25 protein-coding genes are annotated in these 22418 nt (G+C 74.1%); 14 read left to right on the forward strand and 11 right to left on the reverse strand.

Annotated features, from left to right (window positions below):
* The first annotated feature begins 47 nt into the window (after window positions 1-47).
* Window positions 48-1538, forward strand: a complete 1491-nt coding sequence (locus AB0J53_RS33955; protein WP_364179918.1) for a carboxylesterase family protein — start codon at window positions 48-50, stop codon at window positions 1536-1538.
* Between the two features lie 149 nt (window positions 1539-1687).
* Entirely contained in the window at window positions 1688-3325 is a 1638-nt protein-coding gene (locus tag AB0J53_RS33960) for a hypothetical protein (protein ID WP_364179920.1), read from the forward strand.
* Between the two features lie 18 nt (window positions 3326-3343).
* Here AB0J53_RS33960 and AB0J53_RS33965 read toward each other — a convergent pair whose 3' ends face one another.
* Window positions 3344-4501 carry an MFS transporter gene (locus AB0J53_RS33965; RefSeq protein ID WP_364179922.1) on the reverse strand — a complete coding sequence of 386 codons (1158 nt, stop codon included), beginning with the start codon at window positions 4499-4501 and terminating at the stop codon, window positions 3344-3346.
* An 84-nt stretch (window positions 4502-4585) separates the two neighbouring features.
* On the opposite strand from AB0J53_RS33965, the gene AB0J53_RS33970 reads away from it, so the two are divergent.
* A complete protein-coding gene (locus AB0J53_RS33970; RefSeq protein WP_364179924.1) occupies window positions 4586-5020 on the forward strand; it encodes a helix-turn-helix domain-containing protein in 435 nt (144 codons plus the stop codon).
* Between the two features lie 3 nt (window positions 5021-5023).
* On the opposite strand, the gene AB0J53_RS33975 is transcribed toward AB0J53_RS33970, so the two are convergent.
* Both AB0J53_RS33975 and AB0J53_RS33980 read right to left on the reverse strand, forming a co-directional pair.
* Entirely contained in the window at window positions 5024-5278 is a 255-nt protein-coding gene (locus AB0J53_RS33975) for a hypothetical protein (protein WP_364179926.1), read from the reverse strand.
* A gap of 46 nt (window positions 5279-5324) precedes the next feature.
* Complete coding sequence (locus AB0J53_RS33980) at window positions 5325-6188, reverse strand: alpha/beta hydrolase (protein ID WP_364179928.1); 864 nt, start codon at window positions 6186-6188, stop codon at window positions 5325-5327.
* 72 nt (window positions 6189-6260) lie between these two features.
* On the opposite strand from AB0J53_RS33980, the gene AB0J53_RS33985 reads away from it, so the two are divergent.
* Both AB0J53_RS33985 and AB0J53_RS33990 read left to right on the forward strand, forming a co-directional pair.
* Entirely contained in the window at window positions 6261-7097 is an 837-nt protein-coding gene (locus AB0J53_RS33985; protein WP_364179930.1) for a helix-turn-helix domain-containing protein, read from the forward strand.
* Window positions 7094-7489 carry a VOC family protein gene (locus AB0J53_RS33990; RefSeq protein WP_364179932.1) on the forward strand — a complete coding sequence of 132 codons (396 nt, stop codon included), beginning with the start codon at window positions 7094-7096 and terminating at the stop codon, window positions 7487-7489. The genes AB0J53_RS33985 and AB0J53_RS33990 overlap by 4 nt, the downstream gene beginning before the upstream one ends.
* Window positions 7490-7529: 40 nt before the next feature.
* Here AB0J53_RS33990 and AB0J53_RS33995 read toward each other — a convergent pair whose 3' ends face one another.
* Entirely contained in the window at window positions 7530-8039 is a 510-nt protein-coding gene (locus tag AB0J53_RS33995; protein ID WP_364179934.1) for a hypothetical protein, read from the reverse strand.
* Between the two features lie 66 nt (window positions 8040-8105).
* Between AB0J53_RS33995 and AB0J53_RS34000 the strand changes: the two genes are divergently transcribed.
* Window positions 8106-8735 carry a TetR family transcriptional regulator C-terminal domain-containing protein gene (locus tag AB0J53_RS34000; protein WP_364179936.1) on the forward strand — a complete coding sequence of 210 codons (630 nt, stop codon included), beginning with the start codon at window positions 8106-8108 and terminating at the stop codon, window positions 8733-8735.
* Window positions 8736-8751: 16 nt separating this feature from the next.
* Here AB0J53_RS34000 and AB0J53_RS34005 read toward each other — a convergent pair whose 3' ends face one another.
* From AB0J53_RS34005 to AB0J53_RS34015, 3 genes are all read right to left on the reverse strand, one after another.
* Window positions 8752-9285: a signal peptidase II gene (locus tag AB0J53_RS34005; protein ID WP_364179938.1), complete on the reverse strand. Its 534-nt coding sequence runs from the start codon at window positions 9283-9285 to the stop codon at window positions 8752-8754.
* A gap of 84 nt (window positions 9286-9369) precedes the next feature.
* A complete protein-coding gene (locus AB0J53_RS34010) occupies window positions 9370-10176 on the reverse strand; it encodes an alpha/beta hydrolase (protein ID WP_364179940.1) in 807 nt (268 codons plus the stop codon).
* Window positions 10173-11342, reverse strand: coding sequence for an MFS transporter (locus AB0J53_RS34015; RefSeq protein ID WP_364179942.1), 1170 nt, complete (start codon window positions 11340-11342; stop codon window positions 10173-10175). Before AB0J53_RS34015 ends, AB0J53_RS34010 begins: the two co-directional genes overlap by 4 nt.
* A gap of 92 nt (window positions 11343-11434) precedes the next feature.
* Between AB0J53_RS34015 and AB0J53_RS34020 the strand changes: the two genes are divergently transcribed.
* The 4 genes from AB0J53_RS34020 (at window position 11435) to AB0J53_RS34035 (ending at window position 15191) form a co-directional block, all read left to right on the forward strand.
* Window positions 11435-12391 (forward strand): LysR family transcriptional regulator, encoded by a 957-nt coding sequence (locus AB0J53_RS34020; protein ID WP_364179944.1) that lies wholly within the window; start codon window positions 11435-11437, stop codon window positions 12389-12391.
* A gap of 263 nt (window positions 12392-12654) precedes the next feature.
* Window positions 12655-13227, forward strand: a complete 573-nt coding sequence (locus AB0J53_RS34025; RefSeq protein ID WP_364179946.1) for a hypothetical protein — start codon at window positions 12655-12657, stop codon at window positions 13225-13227.
* An 88-nt stretch (window positions 13228-13315) separates the two neighbouring features.
* Window positions 13316-13918, forward strand: a complete 603-nt coding sequence (locus AB0J53_RS34030; protein ID WP_364179948.1) for a TetR/AcrR family transcriptional regulator — start codon at window positions 13316-13318, stop codon at window positions 13916-13918.
* Window positions 13911-15191, forward strand: coding sequence for a glycosyltransferase (locus AB0J53_RS34035; protein ID WP_364179950.1), 1281 nt, complete (start codon window positions 13911-13913; stop codon window positions 15189-15191). Before AB0J53_RS34030 ends, AB0J53_RS34035 begins: the two co-directional genes overlap by 8 nt.
* A 35-nt stretch (window positions 15192-15226) precedes the next feature.
* Here the strand turns inward: AB0J53_RS34035 and AB0J53_RS34040 are convergent, their stop codons facing one another.
* Window positions 15227-15799 carry a TetR/AcrR family transcriptional regulator gene (locus AB0J53_RS34040; protein WP_364179952.1) on the reverse strand — a complete coding sequence of 191 codons (573 nt, stop codon included), beginning with the start codon at window positions 15797-15799 and terminating at the stop codon, window positions 15227-15229.
* 57 nt (window positions 15800-15856) lie between these two features.
* Here AB0J53_RS34040 and AB0J53_RS34045 point away from each other — a divergent pair, with 57 nt between their 5' ends.
* Both AB0J53_RS34045 and AB0J53_RS34050 read left to right on the forward strand, forming a co-directional pair.
* A complete protein-coding gene (locus AB0J53_RS34045) occupies window positions 15857-17782 on the forward strand; it encodes a fumarylacetoacetate hydrolase family protein (RefSeq protein ID WP_364179954.1) in 1926 nt (641 codons plus the stop codon).
* Window positions 17779-18354: a DUF2867 domain-containing protein gene (locus AB0J53_RS34050; RefSeq protein WP_364179956.1), complete on the forward strand. Its 576-nt coding sequence runs from the start codon at window positions 17779-17781 to the stop codon at window positions 18352-18354. The genes AB0J53_RS34045 and AB0J53_RS34050 overlap by 4 nt, the downstream gene beginning before the upstream one ends.
* A 21-nt stretch (window positions 18355-18375) precedes the next feature.
* Here the strand turns inward: AB0J53_RS34050 and AB0J53_RS34055 are convergent, their stop codons facing one another.
* Window positions 18376-19533, reverse strand: a complete 1158-nt coding sequence (locus AB0J53_RS34055) for an alpha/beta fold hydrolase (RefSeq protein ID WP_364179958.1) — start codon at window positions 19531-19533, stop codon at window positions 18376-18378.
* Between the two features lie 65 nt (window positions 19534-19598).
* Window positions 19599-20549: an AraC family transcriptional regulator ligand-binding domain-containing protein gene (locus AB0J53_RS34060; RefSeq protein ID WP_364179960.1), complete on the reverse strand. Its 951-nt coding sequence runs from the start codon at window positions 20547-20549 to the stop codon at window positions 19599-19601.
* A 186-nt stretch (window positions 20550-20735) separates the two neighbouring features.
* Between AB0J53_RS34060 and AB0J53_RS34065 the strand changes: the two genes are divergently transcribed.
* Complete coding sequence (locus AB0J53_RS34065) at window positions 20736-21011, forward strand: hypothetical protein (RefSeq protein ID WP_364179962.1); 276 nt, start codon at window positions 20736-20738, stop codon at window positions 21009-21011.
* 120 nt (window positions 21012-21131) lie between these two features.
* Window positions 21132-21554: a DUF6463 family protein gene (locus tag AB0J53_RS34070; RefSeq protein WP_364179964.1), complete on the forward strand. Its 423-nt coding sequence runs from the start codon at window positions 21132-21134 to the stop codon at window positions 21552-21554.
* 48 nt (window positions 21555-21602) lie between these two features.
* On the opposite strand, the gene AB0J53_RS34075 is transcribed toward AB0J53_RS34070, so the two are convergent.
* Window positions 21603-22379, reverse strand: a complete 777-nt coding sequence (locus AB0J53_RS34075) for a helix-turn-helix transcriptional regulator (RefSeq protein ID WP_357587852.1) — start codon at window positions 22377-22379, stop codon at window positions 21603-21605.
* Window positions 22380-22418 lie beyond the last annotated feature (39 nt).

Raw genomic sequence — 22418 nt, forward strand, 5'->3', positions numbered from 1 at the left:
TACACCTGACCCATAATCCTGGGGTCCACTCCAGGAAAGGAACCGCCATGTCAGGAGAGCCGAAGGTACGGACCACGGAAGGCGTGGTGCAGGGGCGCAGGCGGCAGGGGCACGCGGTGTTCCGCGGCATCCCCTACGCCCGGCCCCCGGTCGGGCCGCTCCGCTTCGCCGCGCCCGCGCCGCCGCACCGCTGGGAGGGGACGAGGCAGGCGGTCGAGTTCGGCCCCGTGGTGCCGCTGTCCCTGCCGATCGACGTGCCCCCGCAGGGCGACGACTGGCTGACGCTCAACATCGGCACCCCGGATCCCGGCGCGGCCGGACTGCCGGTGCTGGTGTGGATCCCCGTGGGCGGCTACCTCTCGGCGGCGTCGAGCGACCCGATGTTCGACCCGGCGGCGCTGGCCGAGGCGGGAGTCGTCGTGGTGACCATCAACTGCCGCGTGGGCGCGGAGGGATTCGCGTTCCTCGACGACGCACCGCCCAACCGCGGGTTCCTCGACCAGATCGCGGCGCTGGAGTGGGTGCAGCGCAACATCGCCGCCTTCGGGGGCGACCCCGGCCGGGTCACCGTGGGCGGGGTGTCCGCCGGGGCGGGCTCGGTCGCCGCCCTCCTGACGATGAAGCCCGCGCGCGGCCTGTTCCGGCGGGCCATCGCCCACTCGGTGCCGGGGCTGCACAGCACCCCCGCGCTGGCACGGCAGGTCACCGCCGCGTTCGCGGACCGGCTCGGCGCGGCGGCCCCCACCGCCGAGGCCCTGCGCGACATCGACCCCTGGCGCCTGGCCGCCGAGCTCACCTCCTTCAACGCCGGCCTCCACGCGCACCGCGAGAGCTGGGGACGCCTCACGGAGACCGGCACCGCGCTGTGCCCCGTCGTCGACGGCGAGGTCCTCCCGGAAACCCCCTGGCCCGCGCTGACCGGCGCGCGCGCCGACGGGACCGACCTGCTCGTCGGCCACACCCGGGACGAGTTCCGGTACTTCAGCGTCATGAGCGGCCGGTACGGCGCCTTCACCGAGGAGGACGCCCGCGCGGCCCTGGAACTGCTCGCCCCGCAGCCGGACGGCGCCCGGGCCTACCGTGCCACGTTCCCGCAGGCGGGCCCGGAGGAGCTGGTGGAGACGGTGTACTCCGACGCCCTCTTCCGCATGCCGTCACAGAAGCTGGCCGAGGCGAACGCCGCAGCGGGCGGCACCTCGTACCTGTTCGAACTGTGCTGGACCGCCCCGGTCCGCGGCGGCATCCTGGGCGCCTGCCACAGCCTGGACATGCCGCTGGCGTTCGGCACGCTGGACAGCCCCGTCGGCGCCCAGCTCATCGGCGAGCAGCCCACTCCCGAGGCCGTCGCGCTCTCCCGCGAGCTCCAGGGGGCGTGGGTCCGCTTCGTCACTACCGGCGACGCGGGCTGGCCCGCCCACCGGCCCGGCGAGCGCCTCACCCGCGTCCTGAATTCCGAGCCGGAGACGCTGCCCTACCCCGAAGAGGCGTCCCGCCAGATCTGGGAAGGCCACGCCCCCGCCCCCTTCGATCTCCCGTAACCGCCCGGGCCGGCTCCCGCGACCGCGACGCCGCCCACCCAGCGCACTCGGCATCGGATCCCACCGAGGGGGGACTCCTGTGATCTTGACGGGAGAGTGTTCATGCGCTGTGATTAGAACATACGTTCCCATTCGTGCAGGAGGTCTTCGTGCGTCACCCACTGGCTCGCCGATTAGCCGCTCACTGCGGCGCCGCCGCCCTGATCACCGGCCTGCTGACCGTCGTGGCCCCTGCCGCCTCGGCGGCCGGCGCCACGACCGACCTCGGCGTGACCTTCGACGCCTACACCGCCGACCTGGCCATCGGCGGCGGCCGGGTGTTCGTCTCCGCCGGCGACCGGATCATCGTGGCCGACACCGCGGGCGACCTCACCGGCGACGTCCTCACCGGCCTGCCCGGCGTCCGCGAGCTGGCCGTGAACGCGGACGGGACCCGCCTGTACGCAGCCCTCACCGGCTCGGACGAGGTGGCGGAGATCGACACCGCGAGCCTCGCCGTCACCCGGCGGATCGACCTGCCGGCCCACCCGTGCCCGTCCACCCTGGCCTTGCTGGGCGAGCGGCTGTGGGTGGGGCACGGGTGCGACGACGGCCCTGGCGGGGTCGTCGGGCTCGACCTGAGCGCCGCCTCACCGGCGCCGGTGGCGGTCGGGGGCGAGCACCTGCGCCCGCCCGCGCTCGCCGCCGCCGGCGACACGCTCGTGGTCGGCCGGACCGGCCTGCACCACGCCGACATGCTGGTCTACGACGTCGTCGGCGGCGCCCCGGAGCTGCGCGGCACGATCGACGGCGAGGAGTGGCGCATGGACTACCTGCGTGACCTCGCCCTGACCTCCGACGGCACCACGCTGTTCTCCGCGGCCGACACCCCTGGTCACTTCACCCGGTACGACACGAGGAGCCTGGCGGCGACCGGCACCTACGGCGACGGCTGGGACGGCTATCCGTCGGCCGTGGCGCTCGGCCCGGGCGGCGCCTACGTCGCCGCCGGACGCCAGTGGGGCAGCACCGACCTCACGCTCTACGACGCCGCGACCGGCGCGGCACTGTTCGCGGCCGACCAGCCGGACGCCGAAACGCTCCTGGACGGCGTCGCGTTCTCCGGCCCGGACGTCTTCGTCCTGCTGCGGAGCTCCGCGGACCGGCTGCTGCTGTGGCGGGTGACAGGCGTGACGCTGCCGGCGTCCCAGCTGACGGTGACGGCCCCGGCGCGCGCGTACGTCGGCTCGCCGGTCACCGTCGAGGGGCGGCTCATCCGCGCCGACGGCAAGCCGCTCGGGCTCAGGCCGCTCACGGTCACCCGGCGCCCGATCGACGGCACGAAGGAGCCGATCACGGACGTGACGACCCGCAAGGACGGCACGTTCACCTTCGAGGACACCCGGCTGGACGCCGGCGAGGTGAGCTACTCGGTGTTCTGGGACGGCGACGACCACTTCCGCCGCAGCAACGCCTCCGTCACCGTGACAATCAGGCACAGATCCACCCTCACCATGAACGGGCCGCAGTCAGGCAGCGTCGGCAAGCCTCTGGAGGTGACCGGCGTGCTGGCCGTGGGCGGCAGGCCGCCGTCGCCGGGGGCCACGCTCACCGTCCAGCGCAGCGTGTATGTCGACGGCGTCAGCGATGGGAGCGTCAAGCTGCCACCAGTGAAGGTGAACGCCGACGGCACGTACACGTTCACCGACACGCCCGCCGTAGCCGGCAGGTACAGCTACCTCGCGACGTGGCCGGGGGAGGCCACCGCCGGGCCGGCCAAGGCCGCCTATCAGCTCATGGTCGAGTGACCGGACGGCCGTGCCCGGTCATCGGGGCCGGGCGCGGCTGCCGGTGGCCCAGACCGCCAGCGCGCAGGCTGCGAACCCGGCGCCGAGCAGGCTGGAGCCCGCCCAGCCGTAGGTGGTGAAGACGGCGGTGGTCGTGGCCGCGCCGAGGGCGGAGCCGAGCGAGTAGAAGACCATGTAGCCGCCGACGACGCCGCTCGTGCGATCCGGGTGCGCGAGCGTGAGGAGGTGCTGGTTGCTCACGTGCACGGCCTGGACGGCGAGGTCCAGGGCGACGATCCCGGCGGCGAGCAGCCACAGCGACCGGGGGAGTTGCGCGATCGCCGCCCAGGAGACGATGAGCAGGGTGAGTGCGAGGCCGGTGACGGGGACCGCCCGTCCCGTGTCGGCCCATCGTCCCGCGCGTGCCGCGCCGAGCGCGCCGGCCAGCCCGGCGACGCCGAACAGGCCGATCTGGCTCTCGCTCAGCCGCCACGGCGCGTCCGCCAGCGGCAGCGACAGCCCGCTCCACAGCGCGCCGAACGACGCGAACAGGAAGAACGCCACGAACCCGTACGTCAGGAAGGTCCGTTGCGCGAACAGCCTGCCGAGCGAGGCGACGGCCTGCCCGTACGTGGCGGGCCGGGCGGGCCGCTTCTCCGCCGGCAGCGCGAGGAGGACGAGGGCCGCGAGCCCGAGCGACAGCGCGGCGAGCACGGCGTAGACGCTCCGCCAGCCCCACGCGTCGGCGAGCAGGCCGGTGACGACCCGCGAGCCCAGGATGCCGATCACGACGCCGGAGGTGACGACCCCGATGGTGCGGCCGCGTTCGGCGGGCGGCGCGACCGACGCGGCGTAGGCCACGGTGGTCTGCACGACGACCGCGAACACCCCGGCCACCGCCAGCCCCGCGAGCGCTGCCCAGGCGGCCGGGGCCGAGGCCGTCAGGGTCGCGCCCGCAGAGGTGAGCGCCAGGTGCGCGGCGATGAGCCGCCGCCTGTCGGCCACGTCGCCGAGGGGCACCAGCAGCACCAGCCCCGCCAGGTAGCCGAGCTGGCCGATCGCCACGATCCATCCGGTGAGCCCGGCCGGCACGCCGAGATCGCGACCCATCGGCTCCAGCACCGGCTGCGCGGCGTAGACGCTCGCCACCGCCACCCCGCACACCACCGCCAGCAGCGCACGCCGCCACGCATCCATCACATCGACCCAATCAGTAGCAGATTGCAACTGTTTGGACCGTACGGCATGATGGTTTCAATCCGCAACCGAACGGAGTCGCCAATGCAGGACCCCGGCTGGACCGACCCCGCCTGCCCCGTCGCCCGCACCCTCGACCTGGTCGGCGACCGGTGGAGCCTGCTCGTCGTCCGCGACGCGATGGACGGGGCGCGGTCGTTCACGGAGTTCCAGCGGCGCACCGGGATCGCGCGCAACATCCTCACCGACCGGCTCCGCAAGCTCGTCGCCCACGGGCTCCTCGCGCAGCGTGCCGCGCCGTCGGGCCGTCGTCAGGAGTACGTGCTCACCGACGCCGGGCGTGACCTCTTCCCGGTCATCCTCACCCTGCGGCAGTGGGGGGAGCGTCACGCGTTCGCGCCCGGCGAGGCCCACTCCACGCTGGTCGACCGGCACGGCGTCCGGGTGCCGGAGATCGTGCCGGCCGGGGCCGACGGCGCCCGCCTCGACGCCGAGAGCACGCTGGTGCGGAAGGTCTGACCTCTACAGGCGCCTGGCGCGGAGCACTCCGGTCAGCATCGGCAGGGTGAACTCGCCGAGCGCGGTCTCCGGCCTGGCCGCCAGGTAGGCGCGGATCCGGCCGAGCGCCGCCTGACGTTCCTGTTCGGGCAGGACGAGCATGGCGGCGCGCGTGGCGAGCGTCGCGACGAGGGAGTCGGCGGTGCGGCTCTGCCCGTGCGGGAACAGCGCCTGTTCCGCCGAGCCGAACCGGGCCTCGCCGGTCCGGGGCAGGTGCATGCCCGTCGTCGCGGCCCGCCACTCCGGGGTGGCGGGCCGGGGCTGCCTAGCGCGACAGGAAGGGGACGATCGCGGCCAGGAGCGCCTCGGGGTTGTCCTCCTGCACGCTGTGCCCCGCGTCCACCTCGCATCCCCGCACGTCGGCGGCCCACGCCTGCCAGGGGGCGGCCGGGTCGCCGTCGTACAGCTCCGGCAGGTCGTCGTGCCTGCCCCACACGACGAGCACCGGGCAGCCGATCCTCCTGCCGGCGGCCTTGTCGGCCGCGTCGTCGCGCCGGTCCACCGTGAGCCCCGCCCGGTAGTCCTCGCACATGGCGTGGACGGTCCGAGGGTCGCGGCGGGCGGCCCGGTAGTCCTGCCACGCCTCGTCGGCCACGTGGCCGGGCTGGTCGCCGTACCACCTGTCCGGGTCGCGGTTGATCACCTCGTCCGCGGGCTTGTCGGTCTGGCCGAGGAAGAACCAGTGCCACCAGAGCCGGGCGAAGGTCGCCCCGGCCCGGTCGAGCACCTCGCCGATCGGCGGGCCGCCGATGTTCACGAAGGCCCGTACCCGGCCGGGATGGTCCATGGTCAGCCGGAAGCCCGCGTAGGACCCGCGATCGTGTCCGACGACCGCGTACTCCTGATGCCCGAGCGTCCGCATGAGGGTGGCGACGTCGCCCGCCATCGCGCGCTTGGACATCTGCGCGTGCTCCGGCTCGTCGGCCGGGACGGTCGAACGGCCGTACCCGCGCAGGTCGGGACAGACGACGGTGAACCGCTCGGCGAGCGCGGGGGCGACCTTGTGCCAGGTGGCGTGGGTGCGCGGATGCCCGTGCAGGAGCACGAGCGCGGGGCCCGACCCGCCGTGGCGCACGCGCAGCGTCACCGGTCCGACGTCGACGTGGTCGAGAGTGAAGCCGTTGAACATCCACCGTGGGTTCCCCGGCGCGATCACGCCAAACGGGCGGCCCGGCCGCCCTAGGGTGGAGAGGTGACCGTCGTGCCTGCTCAGCAGAGGTCCGCCGCTCTGGTGCCGTTCGTGGCGACGCTGAGCCCGTACGAGCTCGGCCCCGGACCGGCCGGCCTCCATCGCGGGCTGCCCTCGTCCACGGTGTCGATCACGATCCCGGAGGCGGACTCGCTGGAGATCGCGTGGCTCGGGCGGCCGGCCTCGCGCGAACGGTTCCGGGCCGTGGTCGCCGGGCTGCACCTGGACCCGGCCGAGCTGCGGCAGGAGGGCGGGACGCGCGGCGTGTGGCTGACGCTGAGCCCGCCGGGCGCCGCCGCGCTGCTGGGGGTGCCGGCGTCGGCGCTGGCCGGGCAGGTCGCCGATCTCGCCGACGTGGCCCCGGCGATGGCGCACCTGCCCGAGCGGCTGGCGGCCTGCCGGTCCTGGCCGCACCGCCGGGCGCTGGTCGAAGCCGCGCTGGTCGCCGGGCTGGCCCGGCACCGGGCGAGCACCGGCGGCCCCGGACTGCGGGCCGCGCTGGCGGCGCTGTCCGGGACCGGCCGGGTGCAGGAGGCGGCCCGGCTGCTCGGGTGCTCCCGGCGTCACCTGAGCGCCACGGTCCGGGGCGGGCTGGGCGTGACGCCGAAGGAGTATCAGCGGCTCCTCCGGTTCGAGGCCGCCCGGGGCAGGCTCGTGGCCGCCGCCCGCGCCGGGACGGTCAGCCTGGCGGCGGTGGCCGCGGCGTCGGGGTTCGCCGACCAGGCGCACTTCACCCGGGAATGGCGGGCCATGGCCGGGTGCGCGCCGGCCGAGTGGCTGCGTGCCGAAGGTCTGGTTCCCAAATCTTCAATACCCCTGCCCCCGCCCGGCCCGACGATGGGCGCATGACTTCCGACCTTCGTCTCCGTCCCCGTCTCGTCGTGCCCGACCCGGACCGCGCGTCGGCGTTCTACCAGGTCGCTCTCGGCGCTGAGCAGGTGTTCAGCGCTCCCCGGGAGGACGACGGCCGGCCCAGCGTGATCGACCACCGCCTCGGCGCGTCGTCCTTCCGCGTCTCGCCGGCCGTCCCCGCGTGGGGGTGGCTGTCACCCGACGACCTCGGCGGCTCCGCCGTTCTCCTGGAGATCGAGGTCGACGACCCGGACGCCGTCGGCGAGCGCATGACCGCCCATGGCGCCGAGGTGGTCGTGCCGATCGAGAACCGGCCGTACGGCAAGCGCTCGGGCCGGGTCCGTGACCCGTTCGGCCACCTGTGGATCCTCACCGGCGACCCGCGCTGAGCCGCCCGTACGCCTGCCCGGCCCCGCCGCGGTCCGCCGGTCAGGGGCGGCGGCGGGTGAGCCGGTCGAGAGGGGAGTCGTCCTTGGCGGGGGCGAACGGGGCGCCGGTGGTGCGGGCGCGCAGGGCCAGGACCAGGCCCTCGCCGAGCAGGCTGACGCCGATGGACAGGGTCATCGGGCACATCTGGCCGGGTGTGCCCGCCGCCGTGGCCAGGGCGCCGAGGCCGGCGTTGACCGCGACCGAGGCGGCCCACACGAGCAGCGTCCAGGCGGTGTAGCGCTGCCAGAGGTGGCCGTCGCGGACGAACAGGCGCGGGGTGAGCCCGCGCAGCGCGCCCAGCAGCAGGCCCGTGACGGCCCCGGCCACCACCCACGCCAGGTCGGCCCCCTCCGGCCGCACGTTGTCGACCAGGGTGTACGTGCCGATGCCGACGAGCGCGACGGGTGGAACGAACAGGTCGCGGGCGTGGAGCGGCTCCCCCCGGAACCGCCGGATCACCACGGCGACGACCAGGACGACGACGACCACCGCGAGCAGGGTTCCGCTCATGACACCTCCGTTGATAGCACGATCATGCTAAATCAGAACATAGCATGGCCGTGCTATAAAGAGGGGGTGCCGAAAATCGTCGACCCGGAGGAACGGCGGCAGGCCGTCGCCGAGGCCGTGTTCCGCGTGATCTGCCGCGACGGCCTGGAGCAGGCGTCGCTGCGCAACGTCGCCGCCGAGGCCGGGCTGGCCATCGGCTCGGTGCGGCACTACTTCGCCGGGCACACCGAGCTGATGGTGTTCGCGATGCGGGAGATGGCCGCGCGGCTGCTGGCCCGGCTGACCGCGCACGCGGAGCTGCTGCTGGACCCGGCCGCGCCGATCAGCGAGAGCGAGCGGCGCGAGACCGTCGTCAGCATGCTGGCGGAGATGCTGCCGCTGGACGACGAGCGCCGCACCGAGGCCGTCGTCTGGCTGTCGTTCGCCGCCGCCGCCCGCTCACGGCCCGAGCTGCGCGCCCACGCCGACGAGCTGTACGACGGGCTGCTCGCGCTCACCACCAAGGTCCTGGAAGGCGGGCGCCGGGCGGGCCGGCTGCGGCCAGGCGCGGACGTCGCGGTGGAGGCCCGCCGCCTGTGCGCGCTGCTCGACGGGCTGTCGCTGGAGGGCGCGTTCTATCCTGACCGGCTCGACCCCGGCACCATGCTCGCCGTGCTCCGCGCCCACCTGGCCGCGCTGACCTCCGAAGGCGCCTGAGGGACGGCCGGGGAGGTCAGGTGGAGGGCCGCTCCTCGGCCTCCGCGCCGAGGGGGATGCCGCGCACGGTGAGCAGCACGAGCAGGGCGCAGCTCACGGTGAGGGCGATGTCCGCCACGTTGCCGACGAACAGCCCGCCGTAGTCGATGAAGTCGACGACGTGCCCCTGCGCGAACGCGGGCGGGCGGAACAGGCGGTCGAGCAGGTGGGAGGCGGCGCCGCCCAGCAGCGCGCCGAGCACGACGGTCCAGGCGGACGAGCGCAGCCGCCGCCCGGTGTAGAGGATGCCGCCGACGGCCGCCGCGGCCGTCAGCGTGAACACCCACGTCACGCCCTCACCGATGGAGAAGGCGGCGCCGGGGTTGAACAGCAGCCGCAGCCGGATCAGATCCGGGATCACCGTGACGGTCCGGCCGCCGGCCAGCGCCGACAGCGCCCAGAACTTGGAGAGCTGGTCCACCACGAGCACGACCGCGCCCAGCGCCAGCATCCACGTGTACCGTCCCGGCCTGCGGGCATCCTGTCCGATCGGCACCTTCGACCTCGCCATCCGATGAGCTTGTCCCGCCCAATCTAGCGGTTTCGCCCACGTATCGATCGAAAGCGCCGACCCATGCGTACGTGCCCGAAGCTGTCAGAGCCGGGCCAGGACGGCGCGCAGGACGGGGGCGAACGCCGCGGGGTCGTCGGCGAAGCCCGTGTGGTCGCCAGGGAACACGACGGCGTCGAGGCCGAGCGCGTTCCCCAGCGCGCGGGAGGCGCGGTCGCAGAGCTGCCCGGCCGACTCCGCGCCGACCCCGATGACCAGGCCGGGTGCGGAGCGGAGCAGGCCCAGGTCGGGCCGCCAGCGGGTGGTGCCGCGCAGCTCGTGGGCGAACCAGCGGCGCTCGTCGGCGACGTGCTGCGGATCGCGTTCGCCGCCGAACATCATCTCCAGCGCCCCCTCGGGCAGCGCGATGTCCGCCTGCGCCATGAACGCCGCCCACGCCCCGATGACGTCGCCGCCGAGGTAGGCGGCGACCATGTCGTCGGTCTGGGCGTGCAGCTTGTCGCGGTCGTCCAGGAGCTCGACGAGCGGCGGTTCGTGGGCGATGACGCCGCGCAACTGCCTAGGGTGGGCCTGGGCGTGGGCGAGCGCGGTGACGGCGCCGCCGCTGGAGCCGAACACCACGGGGGGCCCGGCGTCCACGTGGGCGATCAGCCGGTGCAGGTCGTCGGCGCGCAGCTCGGGGGTGGAGTCCCGGGCGGGGTCGTCGAGCACGCTGCGCCTGATGCCGCGCGGGTCCGCGGTGAGCACGGTGTGGTCGGCGGCGAGCAGGTCGGCCAGCGGGGCGAAGGCGTCGGCGTCCATCGGCGCGCCGACGAGCGCCACGAGCGGGCCCCGGCCGCGTACCTCGAAGTGCAGGCGGGCGTCCGGGACGCGGAGCGTGGAAACGGTCATGATGTCCTCCTGGACAGGGTGTCGGACGCGGTCCTGGTGACCGCGTTCAGCAGGGGTGGTGCGACGGTGGCCACGAGCAGCGCGAGCGCCGCCGGGATCACCAGGGCGAGGGACAGCGTCGCGGTCGTCGCGACGTACCCGATGAGGGCGGGGCCGACGAGGCCGCCGCCGTAGCTGATGGTGGTGACGGCCGACAGCCGGCGGGCTGCGCCGTCGGCGGCGCCCAGCCGGCTGGCCACGATCGGCCAGACGACGGCCATGCCGGCGCCCGCGAGCGCCCAGCCGGCCATCGCGCACTCCACCCGCGCGCTCGCTGGCAGCGCGCCGGCGAGCAGGACGAGGCCGTAGCCGACGGTGGCGGTCGAGCCGGCCAGCCGGATCGTGCGGCCGGCGCCGAGCCGCGAGCGCAGGGCGTCGCCGGTGAAGCGCACGACCGTCATCGCGACGAAGAAGACCGTGTAGACGAGCGAGCCGGTGGCCGGGTCCGCGCCCAGGACGCGGGTGGCGTGCAGCCCGGCCCAGTCGGTGGCGGCGCCCTCGCTGACGAACGCCGCCGCGCCGATCACGCCCAGCAGGAGCAGCCGCCCCGGCGCCCGGGTGCCGGGCACGGGCGGAGCCGGGGGCGCGGGGGCGTCCGGGGCGCCCTTCACCGCGGTCAGGGCGGCGGCCAGGGCGAGCGCGCCCGCCGCCATCAGCACCCGCACGTCGACGCCCGCGCGCAGGGCCGCCGTGACGACCGCGCCGCCCGCGACCGCGCCGAGCGTCCAGGCGCCGTGCACGCCCGCCATGATCGGCCGGTCGAGCGCCCGCTCGACGGCCGCCGCCTGGAGGCTGAGTGCCACGTTGAGCAGCCCGGACAGCATCCCGAACACCACCGCCGAGGCCATCAGCGTCCCCGCGTCCGCCGCGAGCGCCGGCCCGGTCAGCGCGAGCGCCGCCGCCGGGGCGCAGACGCGCAGCAGGGCCCGCCCGGTCCAGCGGTCGGCCAGGCGGCCCGCCACCGGCATGGCCACGAGCGCGCCGACGGCCAGCGCCATCAGCAGCGCGCTGACCCGGCCCGGCCCGAGCTCCAGGCGCGCGTCGGTCGCCGGGAGCGTGGCGCCCCACAGCGCGTTCATGACGCCCGTCAGCCCGTAGCTGAGCGTGATCGTTCCTCGTCCGGCCATGCCTCGATCCTGGTGGTGGCGCCCCGCGCGGGTCCAACACCTGTTCGAAGGCGATTCACGCACCGGATGCGTCAATCGGCTAGGAAGGAGGCATGCCTGACGACGTGGAGATCCGCCTGCTGCGCCACTACGTGGCCGTGGCCGAGGAGTTGCACTTCAGCCGGGCGGCCCAGCGCCTGTTCGTGGCGCAGCAGGCGCTCAGCCGCGACGTGCGCAGGCTGGAGGACCGGGTGGGCCGCAAGCTGCTGGAACGCACCACCCGCCGGGTGACGCTCACGCCGGAGGGCCGCCTCCTGCTGGCGCGGGCCCGCGAGATCCTCGGGCTCTACGACGCGACCATGCTGGAGCTGCGCGGCGAGCCACGCTCGCTCACCGTCGACGTCGTCGGCTCCGGCCTCACGCCCGCGCTGGTGCTGGCCGCCGCGCGCCGGCTCGCGCCCGAGGTGGAGTTCTTCGCCCGCTTCCACAACGGCACCGAGGCGGCGTCGCCGCTGCTGCTGGACGGGCGGCTGGACGTCACGTTCGGCCGCGGCCCGGGCGCGCTCGAGGGCCTGCGCCAGCGTCCCGTACGCCACGAGCCCATCGCGGTGCTGGTGCCCGAGCTGCACCCCCTGGCCAGGCTGCCGGCCGTGCCGCTGGAGTCGTTGCGCGGCACCAGCCCGTGCATCCGGGCCGGCGACCACGCGACGCCCGGGTGGGAGCACGCCGTCCTGCAGCTGCTGGCGCCGTTCGGGGTCGACCCGGCGATGGCGCACCCGCACGTGCGGGGCGGCGACGAGCTCGCCCAGCACATCCGCGACCGTGACGCGCCCATCCTCACCCTGACCACCCAGCCCGCGATCCCCGGCGCGGTGCTGCGCCCGCTGGTCGAGCCGGTCGCGGTGTTCCCGTGGATGATGATCTGGCGGGCCGACGGCGACCATCCCGGCCTGCGCGCCCTGCACCGGGCCGTGGACGATCTCGCCGCCGCCCACGACTGGCTCGCCGCACCCGACGACGCCTGGCTGCCCGAGCCCGAGGCGAGCCAGCCCACGCCGGCCACCGGCTGACCCTCACGCGATCGAGACCTCCCGCGCGCGCCGGCGGGAGGTAATCCGCGCGGCGGATCGGAGATCACCCGTCAGGCGGACGAATCGGCGGTGCCTCAGCGGCCAGCATGTGATCACCATCCCATGCGGCGCCTTCCAGGCGCCGTGCCCGCAGTACGGGACAAACGGGGCGTCACCGATCGCGCGGGATGGCGTGCGCTGAAAAGCTCACGCACTCGGTGCCCACCGGACGACATCGGAAACGAAACCGGAGGACGAAGAGCGTGTACAAGAAGGTGCTATCCGCTGTAGCGGCGACGGCCGCCCTGGCCGCCCTGCCTGCGGCCCCCGCGGCCGCGACCACCTCGCAGAGCGCGGAGGTGACGATCACGACCCAGCTCCAGCACACCTCCACGTTCAAGGAGTCGAGCGGCGTGGCGTTCACCTGCCCGCTCAACGAGGTGATCACGGGGCGCAAGCACAGCGGGGACGAGAACGGCTACACGACCTACTACTGCAGCCGGGTCCTCGTCAACGGGGAGCAGGCCGTGGTCTCGCCGGGGGCGTGGAGCGACCCGCAGAGGGAGAGCAGCTCGTTCTACGAGACGCCCGCCGACCAGGCGATCGCCGGCCGGTGGCACACGGGGGACGAGAACGGCAGCACGCGGTATCGGCCCGCCACCCTCCACTGGCAGGGGCGGCAGTTGCGTCTGGCGGCCCACGTGTGGACGGGGAACCTCAAGGAGAGCAGCCACTACTCGCACGGCACCCCGGGCGAGGTCATGGTCGGCCGCGCGCACTGGGGTGACGAGAACGGCAGCACGAGATACCGGTACGCCACGGTCATCCTCGGCTGAGGTGTAGAGCGCATCAAGGGGCTCGCCGTCACCGGCGGGCCCCGTTTTTCATTTGACCGCCGACCCAATTGAATATAGTAATGACTCCATGCAAACTGGGAGCAGGCGTCCGTACCGGATGGGAGCCCGCGCCGCCGCCGTGGAGGCCACCCGCACGCGGGTGCTGGAGGCGGCGGCGGGGCTGTGGATGCGCCACTGGTACGACGACGTCACGCTGCAGCACGTCGCCGACGCGGCGGGCGTGTCCGTGCAGACGATCGTCAACCGCTTCGGCGGCAAGGAGGAGCTGGCCGACGCCGTCGCCGACTGGCTCGCCGCCCGGATCTCCGACACCCGCCAGGCCCCGGCCGGCGACGTGGCGGCGATCGTGGCGGCGCTGTTCGACGACTACGAGCGCGACGGCGACGCCGTGACGCTGTGGATCGCGCAGGTCGACCGCGTCCCGGCCATCGGCAGGGCCGCCGCCCATGCCCGCGCCCAGCACCGGGCCTGGCTGGAGCGCGTCTTCGCCGACCGGCTCCCCGACGGCGGCCCCGCCCGCGAGCACGCGCTGAACCTGCACTACGCCGCCACCGACGTCTGCCTGTGGAAGCTGTGGCGGCGCGACCTCGGCCTAGCCCGCGCCGACGCCGAACGCGCCATGCGTGACCTGCTGACCTCGATCGACCCGCGAAAGAGTGACCATGAGTAGCAGTTTCCTGTTCGCCACCTGGTCCGGCGGCGGAGCCGTGCCGCCCACCCTCTCGGTCGCCCGCGCGCTGCGCGAGCGCGGCCACCGCGTCCGGGTGCTGGCGGACAGGTCGCTGCACGACGAGGTCGCCGCCACCGGCGCGGAGCCCGTCGCCTGGACGACGGCGCCCCAGGGCGACACCACCGACCCGGCGCAGGACCTGCTGAAGGACTTCGAGGCCCGCACGCCGATGGGCGCGTTCGCCCGGCTGCGCGACCGGCTCGTCTGCGGGCCCGCGGCCGACTTCGCCCGCGACACGCTGGCCGAGCTGCGCGCCCACCCGGCCGACGTGCTGGTCTCCGACTTCTCCCTGCTGGGTACGCTCACCGCCGGTGAGGCCGCCGGGATCCCGGTGGCCGCCCTCGGCACGACCCTCTACCCGTTCGCCACCCCCGGGGCGCCGCCGTTCGGGCCCGGCCTCAAGCCCGCCACCGGCCCGCTGGCCCGCCTGCGTGACCGGATCGTGGCGGAGATGACGCTCAGGCCGTGGGCCAAGGGCCTGCCGGCGCTCAACGCGGCCCGCACCGCCAACGGGCTGCGGCCGGTGGAGTCGGTCATCAGCGCGTTCTCCCGCGTCGACCGGTTCCTCGTGCTGTCGCCGCGCGCGCTCGACTACCCGGGACGGCGCTTCCCCGACCACGTCCGCCACGCCGGGCCCCGGCTGGACGACCCCGTCTGGGTGGGGGAGCTGGAGCTGCCCCCGGGCGACGCGCCGCTGGCGCTGGTCAGCCTCAGCTCGACGTTCATGAACCAGCGCGCGCTGCTCGACCGCATCGCCCAGGCCCTCGGCACGCTGCCCGTGCGCGGGCTGCTGACCACCGGCCCGGCCGTGGACCCGGCGACGGTCCGCGCGCCCGGCAACGTGCTGGTCACCGCCACCGCCCCGCACAGCGCCGTCCTGCCCCACGCCGCGCTGACGATCACCCACGCCGGGCACGGCACGGCCGTCAAGTCCCTGGCGGCGGGCGTGCCCCTGGTCTGCGTGCCGCTCGGCCGGGACCAGGGCGAGGTCGCCCGCCGCGTCGAGCACGCCGGGGCCGGGCTGGTCGTGGGCAAGGGCGCCTCGGCCAGGACGATCGCCCGCGCGGCCGGCCGGGTCCTGCACGACGGTTCCTACCGGCGCGAGGCGCGCCGGCTGGCGGACGAGATCGCCGCCGAGACGGCCGCCGACCTCGCGGTGGCCGAGCTGGAGTCCCTGGCGGCCCGCGCCGTCGGCGGGCCGCCGCGGCGCTGATCCGCGACGCCTGCGGGATACCTGCGGGACGCCGATCAGGGCACCAGCGCGGCCACCATCGTGCGGAGCGTCGCGAGCGCCTGCCCGGCGTCGACCCGGTCGGGCGCCAGCAGCCACTGCTGGAAGATGCCGATGCCCGCGCCGACGATCACCACGGTCAGCGCGTCGGCCGACACCCCGGCGGGCAGCGGCGCCCGTCGCAGCCTGCGCCGGAGGTGCTCGCGCAGGGTGGCGTGGATCTCGGCGTAGCGGCTCTGGATGGGCGAGCCCGGCTCCAGCGCCTCGACCAGGAGCGTGACGAACAGCTTGGTGGTCGGCGCGGTGAACAGTGCCTCGAACTCGTCCTCCACCTCCCAGAGCGGCCCCGGGTCCGGCTCGTCGGCGTCGAGGCCCGCGCGGATCGCCGCCACCGAGCGTTCGAGCACGGCCAGCAGCAGCCCCTCCTTGCTGCCGAAGTGCCAGGGGATGGAGCCCCTGCTGATCCCGGACCGCTCGGCCACGTCGACGAACGTCGTCTGCCGGTAGCCCTTCTCGGCGAACAGCTCCGCGGCCGCGGTGAGGATCAGTTCGCGGCTCTCGTGGCTGGTCTGCTCTCGTCGCGTTGTCACACACCCTCCTTGTGTGCTAGCAATCATATTCTATGTTGGCCAACACAGGAGAGCATCGTGCGCTTCGTCACCTATGCCACCGCCGACGGCGACCGAGCCGGGGTCCTCGACGGTGACCTCGTCCACCCCCTCCCGCCCGGCGTCACGCTCGCCGGGCTGCTCGCCGGCGGGCTGCGGGAGGCGGGGGAGCGGGCACTGGCCGAGCCGGGCGAGGTCGTCCCGCTGGCCGGCGTCACGCTGAAGGCGCCGATCCCCACACCCCCGTCCATCCGCGACTGCCTGTGCTTCCTCGACCACATGCGCGGCTGCCTGCGCGCCATGGGCGCCTCCGGCGAGCTCGAACCGACCTGGTACGAGATCCCGGCCTTCTACTTCGGCAACCCCGCCACCGTCGTCGGGCCGCACGACGACGTGCCCGTCTCGCCCGGCAGCGCCTGGTTCGACTTCGAGCTGGAGATCGCCGCGGTGATCGGCGCCCCGGGCCGCGACCTGACCCCCGAGCAGGCCGGGAGCCACATCGCCGGCTACACGCTGATGTGCGACTGGAGCGCCCGCGACCTGCAGGGGCTGGAGAGCCAGCTCAAGATCGGGCAGGCCAAGGGCAAGGACGGGGCGACCACGCTCGGGCCGTGGCTGGTCACCCCCGACGAGCTGCCCACGGGCCCGGACGGCAGGCTCGCGCTCGGCGTCCGCGCCGAGGTCAACGGCGAGGTGGTCGGCGAAGGCCGCACCGACGCCATGGACTGGTCCTTCGCCGAGGTCGTCTCCTACGCCTCGCGCGGCGTGGAGCTCCGGCCCGGGGACGTCTTCGGCTCCGGCACCGTGCCCGGCTGCTGCCTGCTCGAACACCTCGACTTCGGCGACCTCGGCGCGTTCCGCGGCTGGCTCAAGGACGGCGACGTGGTCCGGCTGCGCGCCGACGGGCTGGGGGAGGTGCGGCAGACCGTGCGCGCCGCCACCGCCCCGCACCCGCTGCCGCGGCGGCCCGACCCGGCCGCCGTCCCGCGTCCCGCGCGGGTCAACCCGGCCCGCTCCGCCGTGCCGTACACCGAAGGTCTGCACCAGGTCGGCGACGGCGTGTGGGCGTGGCTGCTGCCGGACGGCGGCTACGGCCGCAGCAACGCCGGGCTGGTCGCAGGAGACGGCGCGTCGCTGCTGGTCGACACCCTGTACGACCTGCGGCTCACCGCCGCGATGCTCGACGGCATGCGGCCCGTCACCGACCGGCACCCCATCAGCCACCACGTGCTCACCCACGCCAACGGCGACCATACGCACGGCGGGCAGCTGCTGGCCGGCTCGGTGCGCGTCATCGCCGCCGAGGGCACCGCGCACGAGATGCGCACCGAGCTGCCGCCGGAGCTGACGGCCGCCCTCCAGGTGATGGACCTCGGGCCGACGCTCTCGCGCTACCTGCGCGCGCGCTTCGGCGACTACGACTTCGGCGGCATCCGGTTGCGCGCCCCCGACCAGACCTTCGAACGGCGGCTGAGCGTCGAGGTGGGCGGGCGGGAGGTGCGCCTGCTCGACCTCGGCCCCGCGCACACCGGGGCCGACACGGTCGTGCACGTCCCCGACGCGGGCGTGCTGTTCGCCGGGGACCTGCTGTTCGTCGGCTGCACGCCGATCGTGTGGAGCGGGCCGATCGCCAACTGGATCGCCGCCTGCGACACGATGATCGCGCTGGACGCGCCGACCGTCGTGCCCGGCCACGGCCCGGTGACCGACGCCGCCGGCGTCCGCGCCGTACGCGACTACCTGAGCCACGTCGTCGAGCAGGCGGACGCCGCCCACGTCAAGGGCCTGGACCTGCGGGAGGCGGCGTTCGGGATCGACCTGGCGCAGTACGCCGCCTGGCTGGACGCCGAGCGGGTCGTGGTCAACGTCTACCAGCGCTATCGCGAGATCCGCCCCGGCCAGCCGGTGCTCGACAGGTTCGCGCTGTTCGCCCTGATGGCCGAATGGGAGGCCGCCCGCTCATGAGACTTCCCGACACCGCCCACACCTCCGTCCCGTGGCGCATCCACGCCGTGGCACCCGACTTCCGGCTGGAGGACGTGTGGGCGCTGCCCACGCCCGGCGGCCCCGCCGACCTGGACCGGCTGGTCGCCCAGATGGCGGGCGGCGCGGGCCGGTTCTCCGGGCCGAGCCGGTGGCTGTTCGCGCTGCGCTGGAGGCTCGGCGAGCTGTTCGGCTGGGACGGGCCGGGCTCGGGCGTCGGCACGCGGGTGGAGTCGCTGCGTCACCGGCTGCCCGCCGACCTGCGTGACGGCCCGCGCGGCCCGGACCCCCGCGCGGTGCCGCTCACCTCCGTCTACCTGACCGGCGCCGAATGGGCGGCGGAGCTGGCCAACCGCACCGTGCACACCGTCATGCACATCGGCTGGGTCCCGGACGGCACGGGCGGCCACCGGGGGCAGATGGCGGTGCTGGTCAAGCCGAACGGCCTGTTCGGCAGGGCGTACATGGCCGTCATCCGGCCCTTCCGCCGCCTGGTCGTGGACCCGGCGCTGGTCCGGATGATCGGCAGGGGCTGGCGGGCCGGGAGCCCGTGACGGGCGCCGGGGCCCGCCGGGTCAGGCCCGTACGCCGAGCGTCTCGTCGAGCCAGTCCACGGCCTCCTGGGCGAGCCGGGTCGGGTTGTTGACCTGGCAGTGCGCGTCGGCGCCCGAGGCGGCGTCGAACTCCAGCAGGGTCTTGCGCTCCACCGGCAGCGCCTCGTGGAACCGCCGCGCCTGGTCGACGAGGACGGGCGACTCGCTCAGCCCGGCGATCGACAGGAACGCGCTGCGGATCTCGCCCGGGTCGGTGGTGAAGGTCGCCAGCAGACGGGCGAAGTCCACGGGTTCGGCCAGGCCGGAGCGCCACAGGTACATCCGGAAGCTGTCCTTCATCGCCCCGTCGGTCGCCATCGCCTCGACCACCTCGACGGGCAGCACCGCGCCGAAGTCGAGGATCGGGGTGCTGGCGACGCCGGCGGCGATCCTGCGCTCGGACATCAGCGCCCGGCTGATCATGTAGCCGCCGCCGGAGAACCCGATGATCGCCAGCTTCGCGGTGTCCTGCCCGTAGGTCCCCACCAGGTGGTCGACGATCGCGCCGACCGGCCGCTCGGTCTCGGCCATCAGGTGCAGCCCGCGCAGCGGCGTGCTGCCCTGGCCCGGCAGGTCGACGATGACCGTGGTGTAGCCGCGTTCCCAGGCGTTGCGCCCGGCCAGGTGGTACATGTCCTCCTTGCTCGTGTCCCCGCCGCCGATCACGATCAACGTGGGCGTGCCGGGGCCGGCGTCGATCCGCAGACCCGGCAGCGACGCGCCCTCGAACGGCACCTCGATGAAGGTCATCGGGAGAGCCAGCAGCTCCACGGCCCGCCTGAAGGCGTCCTCGTACTTGGAGATCAACGGGAGGAACCGCTCACCGCGGCCGGCGAACTGCCACGCCTGCCGGTAGGCGTAGTAGGCCTTCATCATGACCTCGCCGGCGCTCCGCCTGCGGCCCTGTCCGGCCCACCGCTCGGCCAGGGCCCGCTGGGCGTCGCCGAAGCCCTCGAACTCCGCCACCCAGCCGGCCGTGTCGCCGTCCTCGATCCGGGAGGCGATGTGGAACAGCTCGCCGGAGTCCAGCCCGCCGGTCTTCGCCGCGCCCAGCGACCACTGGAAGATGAAGTCCATGTCGCGGTCGTCGAAGAAATAGCGGGTCGCGTTGCTGCGCTGCAGCGTGGTGTTCTGCGTCATGGGGGCGAAGGTACGGCCGCGACGCGTCGGCCGGTAAGGACCGGAGGCGTGGTCTGGGGGACCTTTCACGCGCCCCCACGATGCTGCTGGGGCGACCTTCCGTACGTGCGGCGGAAGGCCCGGCGGAAGGCCCGCTCGTCCGAATATCCCAGCCGCCGCGCGATCACCGCCGTCGGCAGGCTGCCGTCGCCCAGCATCTCCACCGCCAGGTCGCCGCGGACCGCTTCGAGCTCACGCCGCCAGCTCGTGCCCTCCCGCTTGAGCAGTTCCTGGAGCCTGCGCGGGCTGATCGCGAAGTGCCTGGACGCGGCTTCCAGGTCGCCGAGATGCTGCGCCTGGTAGGCCCGCACCCTGTCCCGCCAGCTCTCCTCGGCGGGCAGGAGCTGCGCGGCCCGGCGCCGCAGCATCGCCGCCGTCACCGGATCGGCTCCGACCAGCGGGATCTCCAGTTCGGAGCGGCGGAAGGTCAGCGAGTTGGCCGGCCGGCCGAAGTCGACGGCGGGGGAGCCGTAGGCCTCGGCCAGGTCGCCGTGACGGTGTGGCGCGGGCATGGCCAGCCCGACGTGGACCGGGGTGATCGGCTTCCCGGCGGCCACGCGGACGAGCGCGAGCTGCCAGCCGAGCAGGAACGTGACCGCGTGCCTGTTCTGCGTCGGCAGGCTCCGGCTCAGCGTGACCAGCCCGTCGTGCTCGCTCCAGCCGTACGACCCGCCCGTGGAGAGCACCCCCACGTTCCGTACGGCGGCGCCGAATGCGCCCGCCAGCGTGTCCGAGCTCAGGAACAGGAAGTCCAGCAGGCCGAACGTGCCCGGCTGGTACGCCCGCCCGAGCGTCAGCCCGAAGTCCGGGTCGCCGTTCAGCCTCGCCGCCCGGGTCCAGAGCTCGTCCACGGCGCCGGCGGGGACGCGGGAGGAGAGCTCGTGATCGGACAGGCCGGTCTCCCGGGCCAGCCGCTCGGGGTCCTCGCTTGCGCCCAGCACGTATTTGACCGCTGATGCCGCAATTGTCCCATTCACAGCCGGAATTGTACGTCGCGACAAGGCATACCATTCCGTATGGTACCTTTTCCGATCAAGGAACGAGGGGCCGCCCGTGAAATGCCCGGGCGGCCGAATTACTCCTTGAATTCGCAGATTCCCGCACCTCAGAAAGGTCGCATCATGCGTTTTTCCCGTACCGTCCGTGCCGTCATGCTGGGATGCGTGGCGACGACACTCGCCCTCGGCCTCGCCTCCTGCGGTGGCGGCGGCGTGGACAAGGCGAGCTTCACGGAGAAGCTGAAGGCCGAGGAGGACATGAAGGGCATGCCCGAGCAGGCCCTGTCCTGCCTGGTGGACGTCGCACTCAAATACGGTGACGCGGAGAGCCTGCAAAGCTACATGGACGGCTCCCTCAAATCGGCCGACGACATCAAGGGCCTGACGGGGAACAAGGAGGCCGAGCAGGCGCTCTCCAAGTGCGCCCAGCAGGTGGGCTGACCGGGCTCCGCGCACGCTCGCTCACCAGCGCAAAGGACCATACGATCCGGTATGGTATGGTCCGCCTGGTAAGCGGGCGCGACCCTGCGCGCCTGGCCCGGACGAGTGGGAGCACACCACATGAACGCACTGACCCGATGGGTTCCCCGCCTCATCATCGCGCTGGCGATCGTGCACTTCGCCTACGCCCTCGCGACGCCGAACTCCTGGGCCGACATGGCGGGCGACGGCTTCTGGGCCTCCGCCGCCGACACCGCCGCCGCCGACTACTACAAGCGCGAATACACGCTCTACTTCTTCGCCGCCGGCATCCTGCTCCTGGCGCTGGGCACCCTGGCCCGGACGCTGGCCCACGTCACCGGACGTTTCCCGGCCCAGGTCGGCTGGTACCTGATCATCAGCGGCGCCCTGCTGTGCGTCATCGAGTTCCCGGTCACGGGCGGCTGGCTGATGGTCGCCATCGGCGTGCTCGGCCTCGTCGCCGCGCGCCGTGCCGGCACGGCCCGGCCGCTCACCGAGGCGACGGCCGGGCTGGACCGGTGACACCTCCCCAGCCTCAGCGGATCTTCTGGTGACCGCTGCGGTTCCGGATCAAACGTCCAGAACGGCCTCTCCGTTGAGGTAGCGCCCGGGTGAGGTGCCGACGGTCCGGCGGAACGCCGCGAGGAAGGCGCTCGGGGTCGCGTACCCCACCGTGTGCGCCACCTGCGACACCGGCCGCCCCTCGGCGAGGAGCGGCAGGGCGGCCCGCAGGCGCATGTGCGTGCGCCAGCGGTCGAAGCTCATCCCCGTGTCACGGACGAACAGCCGCGTCAGGGTGCGCCGGCTCACTCCGATGGAGCGGGCATGGGCGTCCAGGCTCCGGGAGTCGGAGGGGTCGGCGAGCAGGGTGCCGGCCACGGCGCGTACGCGTTCGTCCACGGGGAGCGGAACATCGATGGGCAGGGCAGGCAAGGGGCGCAGCAGGTCCAGCACCACCGCCTCGGCCCGCAGCCGCGCGTCATCGGCGAGGTCTTCACGGGCGAGATGGGCGATCAGGTGGGCCAGCAGCCCGTCGACGCCGACCGCGGTGGGCTCCGCCCAGTCCAGGGCGCACCGCGCCGGATCGAGGTAGAGGCTGCACAGCAGCGCGTCGCGGGTCGCACCGGTCCGGTGGACGACCCCCGCCGGCAACCACAGGGCCCGGGTGGGCGGCAGGACCCAGTACGCGTCGTCCACGGCGACGCTGAGGACGCCGCTCCGCGTCCAGGCCAGCTGGTGGTGCGTGTGGCTGTGCGGGGAGATCCACTCTCCCGACGACAGCGGGAAGTGCCCGACGACGATCACGCCCACCGCGGCCGGGACCGCGGACTCGCCGGCCTCGATCATGCTGTGCAGGCTATGTCCCCACGGCGACATGGTGTGACC

The organism is Nonomuraea sp. NPDC049725, assembly GCF_040674795.1.
GTDB lineage: Bacteria > Actinomycetota > Actinomycetes > Streptosporangiales > Streptosporangiaceae > Nonomuraea > Nonomuraea ceibae.